A 15,304-nucleotide genomic window follows, 5' to 3' on the forward strand; every position below is an offset into this window, starting at 1 on the left:
AAGTGTCGGAGCTTGGCCACATCGGTCTTAGACGTCCAGCAGCAGGCGCTGCGGGTCTTCGATGGCTTCCTTGACCTTGACCAGGAAGGTCACCGCGCCCTGGCCGTCGACGATGCGGTGATCGTAGCTGAGCGCCAGGTACATCATCGGACGGATCACCACCTGGCCGTTCACGGCCATCGGGCGTTCCTGGATCTTGTGCATGCCCAGGATGCCCGATTGCGGGGCGTTGAGGATCGGGGTCGACATCAGCGAACCGTAGACGCCGCCGTTCGAGATCGTGAACGTGCCGCCTTGCAGGTCTTCGAGGGCGAGTTGGCCATCGCGGGCCTTCTTGCCCAGCGCGCCGATGCCCTTCTCGATGCCCGACAGCGACAGCGCGTCGGCGTCACGCAGCACGGGAACCACCAGGCCCTTGTCGGTGCCGACGGCGACGCCGATATCGTAGTGGTTCTTATAGATGACGTCCGTGCCGTCGATCTCGGCGTTGACGTCCGGCACGTGCTTCAGGCCGTGGATCACCGCCTTCACGAAGAAGCTCATGAAGCCGAGCTTCACGCCGTGGCTCTTTTCGAAGCCGTCCTTGTACTGGTTGCGCAGGGCCATGACCGCGCTCATGTCGACCTCGTTGAAGGTCGTCAGCATGGCCGCGGCGTTCTGAGCTTCCTTCAGGCGGCGGGCGATGGTCTGGCGCAGGCGGGTCATGCGGACCCGCTCTTCGCGCTCGTGGATCTCGCGCGGCGCGGCCGGAGCGGCGGGCGCCGCCGGTGCGGCGGCGCGGGCTTCCAGAGCGGCCAAAGCGTCGCCCTTGGTCACGCGGCCGGCCTTGCCCGAGCCGGCGATGGCGCCGGCGTCGAGGTTGTTTTCGGCGACGATGCGCTGGGCCGAGGGGGCCAGCGGCGCGGCGGCGGCAGGAGCAGCGGCCGGAGCCGGCGCGGGGGCGGGAGCCGGCGCCGGCTTCGGCGCTTCAACCTTGGGGGCCGGGGCGGCGGCCGGGGCCGAGGCCACGGCGCCTTCGGCCAGGCGGCCGAGCACGGCGCCCGGCTCGACGGTCGCGCCTTCTTCGGCGGCGATGAACTCGAGCACGCCGTCCGCAGGAGCGGCGACCTCAAGGCTCACCTTGTCGGTTTCCAGCTCGACGAGGATCTCGTCCTTCCGAACGGCGTCGCCCGCCTTCTTCGTCCAGCGCGCGACCGTCGCCTCGGTGACGGACTCGCCCAGGGCGGGGGTCATGATGTCGGCCATTGGAAGTACCTGTCTCTCTTCGCTCTGTTCTTTTACTTGGAAGTCCCGGGACGCCTTAGGCGAAGGCGTCCGCGAGGAAGTTCTGCAGTTCGCGCATGTGCCGGCTCATCAGGCCCGCGGCGGTCGAGGCCGAGGCCGGACGACCGACGTAGCGGGCGCGCTTGGCCTTGACCTTGAGGCGCTCCAGGGTGAGCTCCAGCCACGGGTCGACGAAGGTCCAGCCGCCCATGTTCTTCGGCTCTTCCTGGCACCAGACCAGCTCGGCGTTCGGGAAGCGCGACAGTTCCGTCGACAGCGACTTCACCGGCCACGGATAGAACTGCTCGAGGCGCATGATGTAGACGTCGTCGACGCCCTTCTCCTCACGGGCGTCCAGCAGGTCGTAATAGACCTTGCCCGAGCACAGCACCACGCGGCGGATCTTGTCTGGCGGGACGAGCTTGACCGAGGTGTTGACGCCGCGCTCGGCGTCGTCGTTCAGCACGCGGTGGAAGGACGAACCCTCGGCCAGGTCGGCCAGGGTCGAGGTGGCCTTCTTGTGCCGCAGCAGCGACTTCGGCGTCATCACGATCAGCGGCTTGCGGAACTCGCGGCGCTGCTGACGGCGCAGGGCGTGGAAGTAGTTGGCCGGGGTCGAGCAGTTGACGACCTGCATGTTGTCTTCGGCGCAGAGCTGCAGATAGCGCTCCAGGCGGGCCGAGGAGTGCTCGGGGCCCTGGCCCTCGTAACCGTGCGGCAGGAGCATCACCAGGCCGCTCATCCGCAGCCATTTGCGCTCGCCCGACGAAATGAACTGGTCGACGACGACCTGGGCGCCGTTGGCGAAGTCGCCGAACTGGGCCTCCCAGAGGGTCAGCGTCTTCGGATCGGCCAGCGAGAAACCGTACTCGAAGCCCAGCACCGCCTCTTCCGACAGCGCCGAGTCGATGACTTCGAAGTGGGCCTGGCCCGGACGCAGGTGCGACAGCGGGGTGTAGTGCTCTTCGGTCGTCTGATCGATCAGGTCGCAGTGGCGCTGCACGAAGGTGCCGCGGACGCTGTCCTGGCCGGCCAGACGGACCGGGAAGCCCTCGTCGAGCAGGCTGGCGAAAGCCAGGTGCTCGCCGGTCGCCCAGTCGAGCCCTTCGCCGGCCTCGATCGCCGCGCGGCGGTTCTCGATGACGCGGCGGACGGTCTTGTGGACGTCCAGGCGGTCCGGAATGGCGGTGATCTTCTGGCCGAGGTCGATCAGCTTCTGCATCGGCACGCTGGTGTCGCCGCGGCGGTCGTCGCCCTCGGGCAGCGCCAGCCCGGCCCACTTGCCGTCCAGCCAGTCGGCCTTGTTGGGCTTGTAGGTCTTGCCGGCCTCGAATTCCTTGTCGAGGAAGTCCTCGAACTCGGCGACCCAGCCGGCGACTTCGTCCTGGGTGGCGACGCCTTCGGCGATCAGCTTGCGGGCGTAGAGCTCGCGGGTCGGCGGGTGGTCCTTGATCTTGGCGTACATCAAGGGCGAGGTCATCGTCGGGTCGTCGCCCTCGTTGTGACCGAACCGCCGGTAGCAGAACATGTCGATGACGACGTCCTTGCCGAACTGCTGGCGGAACTCGGTGGCCACCTTGGCCACGTAGGTCACCGCTTCCGGGTCATCGCCGTTCACGTGGAAGATCGGCGCCTCGACCATCAGCGCCACGTCCGACGGATAGGGCGAGGAGCGGCTGTACTGCGGCGCCGTCGTGAACCCGATCTGGTTGTTGACGATGAAGTGGATGGTGCCGCCGGTGCGGTAGCCCTTGGTGCCCGAAATCGCGAAGCACTCGGCCACCACGCCCTGGCCGGCGAAGGCCGCATCGCCGTGCAGCAACAGCGGCAGCACATGGCCACGGCCGCTCTCGGGCGCATCGCGCAGGGTGAAGGCCTGCTTGGCGCGCGCCTTGCCGAGGACGACCGGATTGACGATCTCCAGGTGCGAGGGGTTGGCGGTCAGGGACAGGTGGACGTTGTTGCCGTCGAACGCGCGGTCCGACGAGGCGCCCATGTGATACTTCACGTCGCCCGAACCCTCGATGTCCGAAGGCACCGACGAGCCGCCTTGGAACTCGTGGAAGATCACGTGGTAGGGCTTGGCCATCACGGCGGCCAGGACGTTCAGGCGGCCGCGGTGCGGCATGCCCAGGACGATGTCGCGCACGCCGAGCGCGCCGCCGCGCTTGATGATCTGCTCCATGGCCGGGACCATGGCTTCGCCGCCGTCCAGGCCGAACCGCTTGGTGCCGGGATAGCGCTTGTGCAGGAAGCGCTCGAAGCCTTCGGCCTCGATCAGCTTCTTCAGGATGGCGACCTTGCCCTCCTTGGTGAAGTGGATCTCCTTGTCGCGGCCCTCGATGCGCTCCTGCAGCCAGGCCTTCTGGGCCGGATCGGAGATGTGCATGTACTGCACGCCGATGTCGCCGCAGTAGGTGCGCTTGAGGATCGCCAGGATCTCGCGGATCGTGCCGGTCTCGAGGCCGAGCACGTAGTCGAGGAAGATCGGACGGTCGAAGTCGGCCTCGGTGAAGCCGTAGGTCGCCGGGTCGAGCTCGGAGGCGTCGCCGTCCGGCACCGTGATGCCCAGCGGGTCGAGGTTGGCGCGCAGGTGGCCGCGCATCCGGTAGGCGCGGATCATCATGATCGCGCGGAGGGAGTCGAGGGTGGCGGCGCGGACCGACTCGGGCGAGGCGCTGGGCGCGGCGCGCTCGGCGACCTTGGCGCCGACCTTGGCCTCGACCGCGGGCCAGAGGCCGTCGATGGCCGAGAGCCAGTCGGGACGGGCGACGGGCGCGCCCGGCTTGGTCCAGGAGCGCTTGCCGGCGGCGGCCTTAACCTCTTCGGCGCGGTCGTTCAGCGAGCTGAAGAACGCCTGCCAGGAGGCGTCGACCGAGGCGGGGTTCGCCGCCCATCTCGCGTAGAGGTCCTCCACGAATGTGGCGTTGCCGCCGTAGAGGAATGAGGTCTCCGCGAGCACCTCGTTGATCAGACTGCCGTCGTCCGCCATTTCTTCCGTTTCCCGGGGTCCGTCGCGCGGACTTCAGGAAGAAGGAGCCGAGCGCGGACCGCCCATACTACTTAGGTTGTCGCCGGACGCCTTCCAGGCGCCCGGCTCGTCGTCAGGCGCCTTTCAGCACCTGCAGAAGGGTTTCGCCCAGAGCCGCCGGCGACGGCGAGACGCGGATGCCCGCGGCCTCCATCGCAGCGATCTTGTCTTCCGCACCGCCCTTGCCGCCGGAGATGATGGCGCCGGCGTGGCCCATGCGGCGGCCCGGAGGCGCCGTACGGCCTGCGATGAAGCCGACCATAGGCTTCTTGATCGGCGAATTTTTGATGAACTCGGCCGCATCTTCTTCAGCCGAACCGCCGATCTCGCCGATCATGATGATGGACTCGGTTTCCGGGTCCTTCAGGAACAGGTCGAGCATGTCGATGAACTCGGTGCCCTTGACCGGGTCGCCGCCGATGCCGACCGCCGTCGATTGGCCGAGGCCGACGTTGGTGGTCTGGAACACCGCTTCGTAGGTCAGGGTGCCGGAGCGCGAAACCACGCCGACCGAGCCCTTCTTGAAGATGTTGCCCGGCATGATGCCGATCTTGCAGGCGTCCGGCGTCAGAACGCCGGGGCAGTTCGGACCGATCAGGCGCGACTTCGAGCCGGCCAGGGCCTTCTTGACCTTGATCATGTCGGTCACCGGGATGCCCTCGGTGATGCAGATGATCAGCGGGACTTCGGCGTCGATGGCTTCCAGGATCGAGTCGGCGGCGAAGGGCGGCGGGACGTAGATCGCGCTGGCGTCGGCGCCGGTCTGCTTGACCGCCTCGGCCACGGTGTCGAACACCGGCAGGCCGATATGGGTCTGGCCGCCTTTGCCGGGGGTCACGCCGCCGACCATCTTGGTGCCGTAGGCGATGGCCTGCTCGGAGTGGAAGGTGCCCTGGGCGCCGGTGATGCCCTGGCAGATGACGCGCGTCTCTTTACCGATGAGGATGGACATCAGTTCGCCTCCCGCACGGCTTTGACAATCTTCTCAGCGCCGTCCGAAAGGTCGTTCGCCGCGATCACGTTCAGACCGCTTTCGTTGATGATCTTCTTGCCCAGCTCGGCGTTGGTGCCTTCGAGGCGGACCACCAGCGGGACGTTGAGGCCGACCTGCTTGACCGCGTTGACCACGCCGTTGGCGAGGATGTCGCAACGGGCGATGCCGCCGAAGATGTTGACCAGGATGCCCTTCACGTTCGGGTCGGCCATGATGATCTTGAAGGCCGCCGTCACCTTGGGCTCGTCGGCGCCGCCGCCGACGTCCAGGAAGTTCGCCGGCTCTGCGCCGTAGAGCTTGATGATGTCCATGGTGGCCATGGCTAGGCCCGCGCCGTTGACCATGCAGCCGATCTCGCCGTCGAGGGCGATGTAGCTGAGGTCGAACTTCGAGGCCTCGATTTCCTTCGGGTCCTCTTCGCTCTCGTCGCGCAGGGCGACGATGTCCGGATGACGGAACAGCGCGTTGGAGTCGAAGCTGACCTTGGCGTCGAGGACGCGCAGGTGATCATCGCCGGTCACGATCAGCGGGTTGATCTCAAGCATGCTCATGTCCTTGGCGAGGAACGCCGTATAGAGCTGCGAGAGAAGCGTGGCCGCTTCCTTGGCCAGGCCGCCCGTCAGGCCCAGCGCCTTGGACAGCGTGCGAGCGTGGTGCGGGAAGACGCCGGTGGCCGGGTCGATGGAGAAGGTGATGATCTTCTCGGGGGTCGAGTGAGCGACCTCCTCGATGTCCATGCCGCCTTCGGTCGAGGCCACGACCGAGACCCGGCTCGTTTCGCGGTCGACCAGCAGCGACAGGTAGAATTCCTTGGCGATCGCGGCGCCTTCCTCGATGTAGAGGCGGTTCACCTGCTTGCCCTTCGGGCCGGTCTGATGGGTCACCAGCACGCGGCCGAGCATTTCCTCGGCGTTGGCCTTGACCTCGTCGACCGACTTGACGACGCGCACGCCGCCCTTGGCGTCGGGACCGAGGCCTTCGAAGCGGCCCTTACCGCGTCCGCCGGCGTGGATCTGGGACTTCACGACGAAGACCGGACCACCGAGGTCCTGGGCGGCCTTGACCGCTTCGTCTACGGAGAAGGCGGCATAGCCGCGCGGGACCGCCACGCCGAACTCGGAGAGGACGGACTTGGCTTGATGCTCGTGGATGTTCATGAGGCCGCGTAACGCGTGATCGGGAAACCCGCCGGGCTCGGCGGACGGCCGGGGTTATAGGCGCCACCGCTCAATGTGGCAACCGCGAGCCCCCAACAAAACCGCGTATTTTCGCCTACTGTATACAATCCGGACGCTAGCGTCATCGAAGAAAGACCAATTACAACAATCGCTCGACCATAAGGACGCGCCAGCGCCCCGCTTCCTCATCGGACCCAATCGTGTTTTCTCCTGCGCATGCGCTCAGTGAAGGCGAAGTGGTTCGAATATGGCCCCATGGGCGGCGTCGCCGGATGGCGGCGCGGCTTCGCCATCGCCGCAGCCGCGGCGGTGTTCCTGGCTGTCTCCGGCGCCTTCGGCATGAGCCGGACGCCGCTAGGCGTGCGACTGTTCTACTGGGCCGGCATGCTGACCATCGGCACGGTCTGGGGCGGACTGATCCTGCGCCTCGTCTTCCCGGCCCGGGACGCGGCGTCGAACCCCTGGCTGCGCACCATCCTCTATGCGCTGGTGATCGCTGGACCGCTGACCGGACTTGTCTGGCTGGTCAACGGGCGGCTGCTGCACGCGCCGATCCCGCTCCGGGCGCTGGCCTCCCTGTTCGTAAGCGTCGCCCTGGTTACGCTGGCGATCACGGCCGTGAACGTGCTGGCCGGGCGCCGCCAGGCGGCGGCCGAGCCGATCATCGCCCCTGCGCCGTCCCGCTTCCTCGAGCGGCTGCCAGCCAAGCTGCGCGGCGCCGAGATCTGGGCGGTGCAGTCCGAGGACCATTATTTGCGGCTGCACACCTCGCTGGGCCAGGAGCTGATCCTGATGCGGCTGAGCGACGCCGTGGCCGAGCTGGAGGGCGTCGAGGGCGCCCAGGTGCATCGGTCCTGGTGGGTCGCCCGCGCAGCGATCGCGCAGGCGCGCCGCGGCGAGGGCCGCGCCACCCTGACCCTCAAGGACGGTTCCGAGGTTCCGGTCAGCCGAACCTATGCGCGGCGATTGCGCGAGCGCAGTTGGCTGTGACCAACGGCGCCGTCCATAACCTCAGGCTATGGATTATTGAACCAAACGACTAGTTGCAGTGCGAACGCCACTGTTCGCGGCTCTGACCCCACACATCGACGCTCTCGCTGATCGGAGGCGGCAGCATCGCGTGACGCAGCAGCGAGGAGCCGAGCCGACGGGCGACGGCCTGCGAATTGACGTTGCCGGGGTCGATGCAGTGGATGACCTCGGTCCAGCCCAGATGGTCAAAGGCCCAGTCGATCGCCGCGGTCGCGCCCTCGGTCGCATAGCCCCGCCCCCAGAACTCGCGCGCCACGCCCCAGCCGACTTCAGTTCCGGGCCAACCCTCGGGCTGCCAGGGGCCGAGCCTGCCGACCCATCGGCCGCTCTCCTTCTCGATAACCGAGAACATGCCGAAGCCGCGCACCACCCAGGACCCGGCCATGGTGCACATCATCCGCCAAGCCGCCTCCCGCGGCTGCGGTCCGCCGAGGAACCGCGAGGCCTCCTCGTCTGCGGAAAAGGCGGCCCAGGGCTCGAAGTCCTCCCCCGAGGTCGGGCGCAGGAGCAGGCGGGCGGTTTCGAGGGTCGGTCCGAGGCTCATGGCGACGACTTTTCACCGGTTCGGGCGGCCGCGCCAGCGGTTCAGCCGGCGTTCAGCACCGCGCCGTAGGGTGGGGCCATGACCCTGGATGGCGAACCGCCCCTGACCCTGGAGCCGCGCAACCCGCCGCCTCCGCCACGCCGCAGGATCGGCGGCAAGGCGCTTCTGGCCGGCGTGGCGCTGGCCGGAGCGCTGGGGATCGGGCTGGGCCTGGCCGCGCGGCCGCAACTGATCACCGACCTGGCCGCCCGCACGCCGATGGCGCCGGTCGCCAAGCCGGCCGCGCAGCCCGAGCGGCAGATGGACATCGTCATGGCCGAGTTGCCCCCAGCCGCGCCGCCGCCGCCCGCCCCACCGTTGGAAACCCTGCCGCCGGACATGGTCGAAGCGCCGCCGCCCGGAGTCGCTCCGCTGCCGGTCGAGCCGGCGCCGGCGCCGATCCCGCGCCCTGCCCCCGCCGCGCCGCGCGCGCCGCAGGCTGCGTCGGCGCCTCAGGCGCCGATAGCTCCGGACCCGACCTGGGGCGAGCGACCGAGCTTCGACTGCCGCAACGCCGCATCGCTGGCCGAGGAGATGGTCTGCACCGACGCGGTGCTGGCCGCCGCAGATCGCCACATGGCCCGCGCCTATCGCCGGGCCGAGCGTTCGGGCGCACCGATCGAGGCGCTGCGCGAGGACCAGGACGACTGGCTGGCCTACCGCGAGGAGGCGGCGTTGCGCTCGCCGCGCGCGGTCGCCGCCGCCTATGACCGCCGCATCGGCGAACTGGAGGCGATCGCCGCCGGCCGCGCTCGCCTCGGCGGCAGATAGCGAGCACGAAAAAGGCCGGCGCCGCGATGCGGGCCGGCCCTTCGATGGTTCGGGTCGTCTGGTTTAGGAGGCCAGCAGGTCCTTCACGGTGTCGCGCTCGCCGACCAGTTCGTCGTTGGTCAGGGCGATCTTCGACTTGGCGAAGTCGTCCATCTCGTAAGATGTGATCACTTCGTAGCCGGTGGCGGTGGTCTTCACCGGCATGCCGGCCCAGACGCCTTCGGCGAAGCCGTAGCGGCCTTCGCTGTTGACGGCGACCGAGTGGACCGCGCCGACCGTGGTCAGGTCGCGAACGTGGTCGATCAGGGCGTTGGCCGCCGAGGCGGCCGAGGACAGGCCGCGGGCCTCGATGATCGCCGCGCCGCGCTTGCCGACGGCCGGCAGGTAGTCGTTCTTCAGCCAGGCTTCGTCGCCGATGACCTCGGCGGCCGGCTTGCCGCCGATCTTGGCGTGAGTGAAGTCGGCGAACATGGTCGGCGAGTGGTTGCCGTAGATGAAGAGGTCGCTGACGTCGTTGATCGAGACGCCGGCCTTCTTGGCCAGCTGGGCGCGGCCGCGGTTCTCGTCCAGGCGCACCATGGCGGTGAAGCGGTCGGCGGTCAGACGCTTGGCCTGGGCGGCGGCGATCATCACGTTGGTGTTGCAGGGGTTGCCGACCACGGCGACGCGGGCGTCGTCAGCGGCGACGGCGTCGATGGCCTTGCCCTGGGCGATGAAGATCTTGCCGTTGTCCTTCAGCAGGTCGGCGCGCTCCATGCCCGGACCGCGAGGCTTGGAGCCGACGAGCAGGTTCCAGTTGGCGTCCTTGAAGGCGACGTTGGCGTCGTCGGTCAGCACCATGTCGGCGAGCAGCGGGAAGGCGCAGTCTTCCAGTTCCATGGCCACGCCCTTCAGGGCCTTCTGGGCGCCTTCGGTCGGGATTTCGAGCAGTTGCAGGATGACCGGCTGGTCCTTGCCCAGCATCTCGCCAGAGGCGATGCGGAAGAGGAGGGCGTAACCGATATTGCCGGCGGCGCCGGTGACAGCGACGCGGATCGGCTTCTTCGTGGTCATGGAACTGTCCCGTGTTTGCAGTGCGAAATTCGCACGGGCTCTAGACCCGCAAGGGCTTTGCGGCAAGCGCAAGTGACTCGGTGCGGCTTGAGGGCTACCTAGCGGCGGTCATGTTCGAGATCGATCCGGCCTTCGTCGCCACCTCCCACGCCCTCGGCGACCTCGCCCTCAGCCACGCCCGCCTGCAGGACGACGGACGCTATCCCTGGATCGTGCTGATTCCCCGCCGCGCCGCCTTGCGCGAGCTGGAGGACCTGTCCCGCGAGGACCTGGCGATCCTGACAGACGAGATCCTCGCCGCCGGCCGCGCCGTGCGGGCGCTGGGCTTCGTCGTCGACAAGCTGAACGTCGGGGCGCTGGGCAACCTCACCCCGCAGTTGCACGTGCATGTGATCGGCCGCCGGGTCGGCGATCCGGCTTGGCCCGGCCCGGTCTGGGGCCATAGCCCAGCCGAGCCCTATGGCCAGGACGATCTGGCCCGCGTGGCGACGGCGGCGAAAGCGGCGCTGGGCTTGGCCTAGTTGCGGCGCAAGGTGACGGCGGTGCGGTCGCGGCCTTCGAGCAGGTCGCCCGACCACTCGCCGCCGGGGCCGGGATTGAGCATCAGGGTCGCGATCCCGCCGCCGGGCCGCGGATAGAAGCTGGCGGTGACCTGCGTACCAATGCGCTGGATGTCGACCAGGAAGCCCGACCCCTCTGGCGTGCCGCGCCGACGCGGATCGCGCCAGGCTCCTTCCAGGGTCCCGCCGCCCTTGTCGACCAGCAGGAATGAATAGAGCGTCTCGCCCGAGCGCGCTCGTAGCACCCAGGCGCCGTCCATCGGACCCTGCATCCCCTGGGCTGACGCGAAGGACGAGCGCAGCCGGCTCTCGTAGCTGCGCTCGACGGCGTTGAGCGGCCCCTCCGGCGTCTTGTCGTACTCGTCGATCGTGACCGGGCCGCTGAGCAACGGCCGGCGCGGGGCTGGCGGCGGCGGCGCATAGGCCGGGGGCATACTGACGGCCGCGGGCCGCTCGATCGGAGGCGGCGCAGGCGGCGCCGGCGCATAAGGATAGGTGGGCGCGGCGGTCGTCGCCGGGGTCGGGGCGGGAGTCGGGGCAGGCGGCGCGCCGAGCGTTTCGGCGGTCTCCTCGTCGATCTGGTCCAGGATGGAGCCGATCGGATCGACGACGTCCTGCGCCTGGGCCGCCGACGCGGCGGTCAGGGCCACGAGCCCGATCGCAGACCTCAGAAAATGATTCAAATCACGCCTCACGCCGCGGCGATGGCCTCGGCCACGGCGATCACCCGCCGCGCCTGGGCCAAGTGCAACCGCTCAACCATGCGCCCCTCGACTTTAAGAACACCCTTAGCGGCGTTTTCCGGCGAATCGAAGGCTGCGACCACCACCCGCGACCATGCGACCTCTTCGGCGGACGGGCTGAATGCGGCGTTTGCGGGCTCGATCTGGCGCGGGTGGATCAGGGTCTTGCCGTCGAAACCGAACTCCAGTCCCTGTCCGCACTGCGCCGCCAGGCCGGCGTCGTCCTCGATCTCGTTGAACACGCCGTCCAGGACCGCCAGGCCGTGCGCCCGACCGGCGGCGACGATCAGCGAAAGCGGGCCGGCCAGGGCTGCGCGCCCGACGGTCAGCCGGCAGCGCATTTCCTTGGCCAGGTCGTTGGTCCCGACGACCAGGGCGGCCAACCCCTCGGCCCCGGCGATGTCGTCCAGGGCGAAAAGCGAAGCGCAGGTCTCGACCATGGCCCACAGCGGCACCCCGCCGGCCTCGGCCGCGCCGTAGGCCCGCACGTCGTGCGCGCTCGACACCTTGGGAATCAGAATCGCATCCGGCCGCGCGTCGATGGCGGCGGCCAGGTCCTCAAGCCCCCAGGGGGTGTCGAGGCCGTTGACCCGGATCACCACCTCGCGGCGGCCGAAACCGCCCGCGCGGACCGCGGCCGCCGCCTGTTCGCGGGCGACTTCCTTGGCGTCCGGCGCGACCGCATCCTCGAGGTCGAGTATGACCACGTCGCAGGGCAGCCCGCGCGCCTTTTCGATCGCCCGGGCGTTGGCGGCGGGCATGTAGAGGGCGCTGCGGCGCGGGCGGGCGACGTTCAAGGTCGGCGGGCTCCAGGCGGGATAGCGAAGGCCCAGTCATAAGGGTTAGGATGGCGACATGACCACCCGCTACGACGCCGGCGCCAGAAACGTGTTGGGGGGCGAACTGCTCGCCTGCTCGCTCGACCCCGTGACCGGGTTCTTCCGCAACGGCTGCTGCGAGACCGGGCCGCACGACCTGGGCCTGCACACGGTCTGTGCGGTGATGACGGCCGAGTTCCTCGCCTATTCGAAGATGGTCGGCAACGACCTGTCGACGCCCATGCCCGAGTACGGCTTTGCGGGGCTGAAACCCGGGGACCGCTGGTGCCTGTGCGCCCCGCGCTGGAAAGAGGCTCTGGACGCCGGCGCCGCGCCGCAGGTGGTGCTGCAGGCGACCCACGAGGAGACCCTGGCCATCGTGCCGCTCGGCGTGCTCAAGGACCACGCCGTCGAGGCCTAGCTCAGAACAGCGGATACTCCCGCTCGGCGCGATACCAGGATCCCTGGTCCGACTGCCAGCTGGAATAGAGGCCGAAGCTGGTGACCCTGAAGGGCTCGGTCCGCAGCAGATTGTTCTCCTGGATCCACTTGGCGACATCGGCCGGATTGGGCCGGCGCAGATAGGCCAGGGTGACGTGCGGCTTGTAGGTGCGGGTGTCGGGTTTCAACCCCGCTCGGCGGGCGGCGACCTCGCAGGATCGGGCCAAGTGGCGCAGGGCCTCGTTCTCCTCGACGCCGGCCCAGACCGCGTGGATGTCGGCCCCCTCGCCGAAAGCCCCCACGCCCTGGAGGGACAATTCGATCGGCCCGCTACCCACAGTGGTAAGCTCTGCATCAAGGTCGGCGGCGACGTTCTCGGCCACGTCGCCAACGAACCGCAAGGTGATGTGGAACGCCTCAGCCGGCCGCCAGCGCGCGCCCGGCAAACGGTCCTGCCGGACGACCAGGTCCTGCGCGATGTCCTCGGGAATGGCGAGCGCGGCGAACAGGCGGATCATGGTCACCTACCTAAGGTGCTGACGTTCTGACGCAATCGTAATCGACCCAGCCTTGCATGGAGGCCATTGGACCACGATATTTGAGTGGCGTCCGCTAGGGGCGCTTCCTAGAAGGGCCAACATCCCTATGAGCGACTATAACCGCGGCTACGCGCGCTCGATCCCCGCAGATCGCGCCGACATGTCGGTGGACGCGGGTCTGCGCAGCTTCATGCTCGGCGTCTACAATAAGGTAGCGTTGGGTCTCCTGCTCTCCGCCGCTCTGGCGTTTGTGACTGGTTCGTTCCCGCCGGTTCGCGACCTGATGTTCAGCGTCTCGCCGACCGGCAAGGTCGGGTACACCCTGCTCGGCATGATCGTGGCCTTCGCGCCGCTGGCCGTGATCCTCTTCGGCGCCTTCGCCATGAAGAACGTCACGCCGCGTTCGTCGGGCATCTACTACTGGACCATCGTCGCCCTGATCGGCGCGGGTCTGGGCGTACTGACCTTCGTCTATACGGGCGCCTCGATCTTCTCGACGTTCCTGATCACCGCGGCGGCCTTCGGCGGCCTGTCGCTGTTCGGCTACACGACGAAGAAGGACCTGACCGGTTTTGGCAGCTTCCTGATCATCGGCCTGGTCGGCCTGGTGATCGCCAGCATCGTCAACATCTTCCTGGCGAACAGCATGATGGCCTTCATCATCAGCGTCGCCGGCGTGCTGATCTTCGCGGGCCTGATCGCCTACGACACCCAGCGCCTGAAGATGAGCTACTACGAGATGGGCGGCGACCACACGGCCCAGGCCGTGGCCACCAACTACGGCGCGCTCAGCCTGTATCTGAACTTCATCAACCTGTTCCAATTCCTGCTCAGCATCTTCGGCGACCGCCGCTAAGCGCTGACAAGGACCAGAGCTTCGAACCCCGGCGGGAAACCGCCGGGGTTTTTGTTTGGCTAGTCGACGACCTTGAAGCGGCCCTTGTCGAAGAACCGCAGCACCTGCTCCAGCTCGTGGCCGCGGCGCAGGACCATGCCGCCCTGGCCGATGACGGCCCAGGCGCCCTGGCGGCGGGCCAAGGCCGGCCGTTTCTCGATGCGATAGAGCGGAGCCTCCGAGGTCCGCCGGAACACCGAGAACACGCAGGCGTCGGCCAATGCGCCGATGCCGTAGTCGCGCCATTCGCCGGCGGCGACCATGCGTCCATAGAGGGCGAGAAGGCGGTCGAGCTCGCGTCGCTCAAAAAAGACCTGGACGGTCCGAGGCTGCTGTTGCGGATCAAGCGCCATTGCGTAGAGCGTGCCCCAATTTCCGGCCGCCGACAAATGCTCAGTGGGCGGCGGTCGTTGCGCGGCTGACACGCCCCCCGCCAATCTAAAACAACCGTAATGTTGCGCCACGGAAAGACCTTATTTCGGTCGTTCGCGCGCCTGATCCGCCTTCGATAGTGACATGGTCGGTTGATCGGAGACCTGCTGGTCCCGGATCCTGAACAGCCCCCCCAGCCCCCCTGGATCGTGGGCTTCGGTCAGCCGACGCTTCTTCATTGAGCACCACCCCAATGCGAGCCCGCGCGGATCCTCCCCCCCTCCCGCGCGGGCTTGTTTGCGTCTGGATTCCTGAAAATCAGTCCTTGAGGGCGACGGCGATGATGCGGCCGCCGTCGACGCCCTGGACCAGCACGGCGCTCGCCAGGCCGTCCTCGGCCGCCGGCAGCCGGTAAGCGGTCGGGCGGCCGCGCCAGGGACCCAGGCGCTTGATCTCGCGCACCACGTTGCGGTGGACGACGGTCTGACCGCGGTTGTCGCCCTTACGGACGACCACATCCTGTTCCCGCGGATCGTAGCGCACCAGCCAGACCTCGGCCCCGCCGCGCGGGACCTTGCCCGAGCCGACGTCGACCCGACGCGCGCCGATGAAGGCCATGTCCGGCGGATCGTGCGGCCCCTTGGCCGCCTGGGAGATCAGGCGCTCGACCTTTTCGTTCTGCAGGCCCCCGGCCTGGGAGCGGCCGTCGACGACCACCTGCGGCGTATAGGGCTCACGCAGTTCCAGGCGGGCCACATAGGCCTTCTGACGGGCGGTGAACTCGGGTTTGGCGAAGGTGTCGGACCAGCCGAGATAATCCCAGTAATCGACCGGGAAGGTCAGGGCGAGCACGCCCTCGCGCTGCGCCATCTTGGCCAGATTGGCGTTCGCCTCGCCACAGGAGGCGCACCCCTGGGCGGTGAACAGCTCGACGACCACCGGCGGCTTGGCGGCCGCGGCGACAGGGGTGGCGCAGAGCAAGAGGCTGAAAAGCGCGGCCTTACGCATCGTGCCGCAATTAAGCGGACTTC

General features: G+C 68.2%; 16 protein-coding genes. 5 read left to right on the forward strand and 11 right to left on the reverse strand.

Annotation, left to right across the window (positions count from 1 at the left end):
• Positions 1 to 27: 27 nt before the first annotated feature.
• The 4 genes from odhB to sucC form a co-directional block, all read right to left on the reverse strand.
• Complete coding sequence (odhB, locus tag GGQ61_RS16225) at positions 28 to 1,245, reverse strand: 2-oxoglutarate dehydrogenase complex dihydrolipoyllysine-residue succinyltransferase (RefSeq protein WP_183775117.1); 1,218 nt, start codon at positions 1,243 to 1,245, stop codon at positions 28 to 30.
• Between the two features lie 55 nt (positions 1,246 to 1,300).
• On the reverse strand, positions 1,301 to 4,255 hold the full coding sequence (locus GGQ61_RS16230; RefSeq protein ID WP_183775119.1) for a 2-oxoglutarate dehydrogenase E1 component: 2,955 nt from the start codon (positions 4,253 to 4,255) through the stop codon (positions 1,301 to 1,303).
• A gap of 112 nt (positions 4,256 to 4,367) precedes the next feature.
• The gene (gene sucD / locus GGQ61_RS16235) at positions 4,368 to 5,246 is read right to left on the reverse strand and encodes a succinate--CoA ligase subunit alpha (RefSeq protein WP_183775121.1); all 879 of its coding nucleotides are present in this window, start codon (positions 5,244 to 5,246) and stop codon (positions 4,368 to 4,370) included.
• The gene (sucC, locus tag GGQ61_RS16240) at positions 5,246 to 6,445 is read right to left on the reverse strand and encodes an ADP-forming succinate--CoA ligase subunit beta (protein WP_183775123.1); all 1,200 of its coding nucleotides are present in this window, start codon (positions 6,443 to 6,445) and stop codon (positions 5,246 to 5,248) included. Before sucC ends, sucD begins: the two co-directional genes overlap by 1 nt.
• Before the next feature lie 237 nt (positions 6,446 to 6,682).
• Here sucC and GGQ61_RS16245 point away from each other — a divergent pair, with 237 nt between their 5' ends.
• Positions 6,683 to 7,456 carry a LytTR family DNA-binding domain-containing protein gene (locus tag GGQ61_RS16245; RefSeq protein ID WP_246370991.1) on the forward strand — a complete coding sequence of 258 codons (774 nt, stop codon included), beginning with the start codon at positions 6,683 to 6,685 and terminating at the stop codon, positions 7,454 to 7,456.
• Positions 7,457 to 7,505: 49 nt separating this feature from the next.
• Here GGQ61_RS16245 and GGQ61_RS16250 read toward each other — a convergent pair whose 3' ends face one another.
• On the reverse strand, positions 7,506 to 8,042 hold the full coding sequence (locus tag GGQ61_RS16250; protein WP_183775125.1) for a GNAT family N-acetyltransferase: 537 nt from the start codon (positions 8,040 to 8,042) through the stop codon (positions 7,506 to 7,508).
• A gap of 78 nt (positions 8,043 to 8,120) precedes the next feature.
• On the opposite strand from GGQ61_RS16250, the gene GGQ61_RS16255 reads away from it, so the two are divergent.
• A complete protein-coding gene (locus GGQ61_RS16255; RefSeq protein WP_183775127.1) occupies positions 8,121 to 8,852 on the forward strand; it encodes a lysozyme inhibitor LprI family protein in 732 nt (243 codons plus the stop codon).
• Positions 8,853 to 8,915: 63 nt separating this feature from the next.
• Here GGQ61_RS16255 and GGQ61_RS16260 read toward each other — a convergent pair whose 3' ends face one another.
• On the reverse strand, positions 8,916 to 9,905 hold the full coding sequence (locus GGQ61_RS16260) for a malate dehydrogenase (RefSeq protein ID WP_183775129.1): 990 nt from the start codon (positions 9,903 to 9,905) through the stop codon (positions 8,916 to 8,918).
• A gap of 110 nt (positions 9,906 to 10,015) precedes the next feature.
• Between GGQ61_RS16260 and GGQ61_RS16265 the strand changes: the two genes are divergently transcribed.
• The gene (locus GGQ61_RS16265; RefSeq protein WP_183775131.1) at positions 10,016 to 10,426 is read left to right on the forward strand and encodes an HIT domain-containing protein; all 411 of its coding nucleotides are present in this window, start codon (positions 10,016 to 10,018) and stop codon (positions 10,424 to 10,426) included.
• On the opposite strand, the gene GGQ61_RS16270 is transcribed toward GGQ61_RS16265, so the two are convergent.
• Positions 10,423 to 11,115, reverse strand: coding sequence for a hypothetical protein (locus GGQ61_RS16270; RefSeq protein ID WP_183775133.1), 693 nt, complete (start codon positions 11,113 to 11,115; stop codon positions 10,423 to 10,425). The genes GGQ61_RS16265 and GGQ61_RS16270 overlap by 4 nt on opposite strands.
• Positions 11,116 to 11,156: 41 nt before the next feature.
• Positions 11,157 to 12,005 carry an HpcH/HpaI aldolase/citrate lyase family protein gene (locus GGQ61_RS16275; protein ID WP_281372710.1) on the reverse strand — a complete coding sequence of 283 codons (849 nt, stop codon included), beginning with the start codon at positions 12,003 to 12,005 and terminating at the stop codon, positions 11,157 to 11,159.
• 58 nt (positions 12,006 to 12,063) lie between these two features.
• Between GGQ61_RS16275 and GGQ61_RS16280 the strand changes: the two genes are divergently transcribed.
• On the forward strand, positions 12,064 to 12,447 hold the full coding sequence (locus tag GGQ61_RS16280) for a DUF2237 family protein (protein WP_183775135.1): 384 nt from the start codon (positions 12,064 to 12,066) through the stop codon (positions 12,445 to 12,447).
• Position 12,448: 1 nt separating this feature from the next.
• Here GGQ61_RS16280 and thpR read toward each other — a convergent pair whose 3' ends face one another.
• Positions 12,449 to 12,985: an RNA 2',3'-cyclic phosphodiesterase gene (thpR, locus tag GGQ61_RS16285; RefSeq protein ID WP_183775137.1), complete on the reverse strand. Its 537-nt coding sequence runs from the start codon at positions 12,983 to 12,985 to the stop codon at positions 12,449 to 12,451.
• A gap of 127 nt (positions 12,986 to 13,112) precedes the next feature.
• On the opposite strand from thpR, the gene GGQ61_RS16290 reads away from it, so the two are divergent.
• The gene (locus GGQ61_RS16290) at positions 13,113 to 13,862 is read left to right on the forward strand and encodes a Bax inhibitor-1/YccA family protein (protein ID WP_183775139.1); all 750 of its coding nucleotides are present in this window, start codon (positions 13,113 to 13,115) and stop codon (positions 13,860 to 13,862) included.
• A gap of 59 nt (positions 13,863 to 13,921) precedes the next feature.
• On the opposite strand, the gene GGQ61_RS16295 is transcribed toward GGQ61_RS16290, so the two are convergent.
• A complete protein-coding gene (locus tag GGQ61_RS16295; protein ID WP_183775141.1) occupies positions 13,922 to 14,254 on the reverse strand; it encodes a DUF2794 domain-containing protein in 333 nt (110 codons plus the stop codon).
• Between the two features lie 337 nt (positions 14,255 to 14,591).
• Positions 14,592 to 15,281, reverse strand: a complete 690-nt coding sequence (locus GGQ61_RS16300; protein WP_183775143.1) for a DUF1223 domain-containing protein — start codon at positions 15,279 to 15,281, stop codon at positions 14,592 to 14,594.
• Positions 15,282 to 15,304 lie beyond the last annotated feature (23 nt).

Source organism: Phenylobacterium haematophilum (assembly GCF_014196295.1).
Taxonomy (GTDB): domain Bacteria; phylum Pseudomonadota; class Alphaproteobacteria; order Caulobacterales; family Caulobacteraceae; genus Phenylobacterium; species Phenylobacterium haematophilum.

Excerpts from the sequence above, each read along its gene's own strand:
- GGQ61_RS16245 (WP_246370991.1), top strand. The coding sequence starts at position 6,683 with ATGCGCTCAGTGAAGGCGAAGTGGTTCGAATATGGCCCCATGGGCGGC.
- GGQ61_RS16290 (WP_183775139.1), top strand. The coding sequence starts at position 13,113 with ATGAGCGACTATAACCGCGGCTACGCGCGCTCGATCCCCGCAGATCGC.
- GGQ61_RS16255 (WP_183775127.1), top strand. The coding sequence starts at position 8,121 with ATGACCCTGGATGGCGAACCGCCCCTGACCCTGGAGCCGCGCAACCCG.
- sucD (WP_183775121.1), bottom strand. The coding sequence starts at position 5,246 with ATGTCCATCCTCATCGGTAAAGAGACGCGCGTCATCTGCCAGGGCATC.
- GGQ61_RS16300 (WP_183775143.1), bottom strand. The coding sequence starts at position 15,281 with ATGCGTAAGGCCGCGCTTTTCAGCCTCTTGCTCTGCGCCACCCCTGTC.
- thpR (WP_183775137.1), bottom strand. The coding sequence starts at position 12,985 with ATGATCCGCCTGTTCGCCGCGCTCGCCATTCCCGAGGACATCGCGCAG.
- sucC (WP_183775123.1), bottom strand. The coding sequence starts at position 6,445 with ATGAACATCCACGAGCATCAAGCCAAGTCCGTCCTCTCCGAGTTCGGC.
- odhB (WP_183775117.1), bottom strand. The coding sequence starts at position 1,245 with ATGGCCGACATCATGACCCCCGCCCTGGGCGAGTCCGTCACCGAGGCG.
- GGQ61_RS16230 (WP_183775119.1), bottom strand. The coding sequence starts at position 4,255 with ATGGCGGACGACGGCAGTCTGATCAACGAGGTGCTCGCGGAGACCTCA.
- GGQ61_RS16280 (WP_183775135.1), top strand. The coding sequence starts at position 12,064 with ATGACCACCCGCTACGACGCCGGCGCCAGAAACGTGTTGGGGGGCGAA.
- GGQ61_RS16250 (WP_183775125.1), bottom strand. The coding sequence starts at position 8,042 with ATGAGCCTCGGACCGACCCTCGAAACCGCCCGCCTGCTCCTGCGCCCG.
- GGQ61_RS16295 (WP_183775141.1), bottom strand. The coding sequence starts at position 14,254 with ATGGCGCTTGATCCGCAACAGCAGCCTCGGACCGTCCAGGTCTTTTTT.
- GGQ61_RS16265 (WP_183775131.1), top strand. The coding sequence starts at position 10,016 with ATGTTCGAGATCGATCCGGCCTTCGTCGCCACCTCCCACGCCCTCGGC.
- GGQ61_RS16260 (WP_183775129.1), bottom strand. The coding sequence starts at position 9,905 with ATGACCACGAAGAAGCCGATCCGCGTCGCTGTCACCGGCGCCGCCGGC.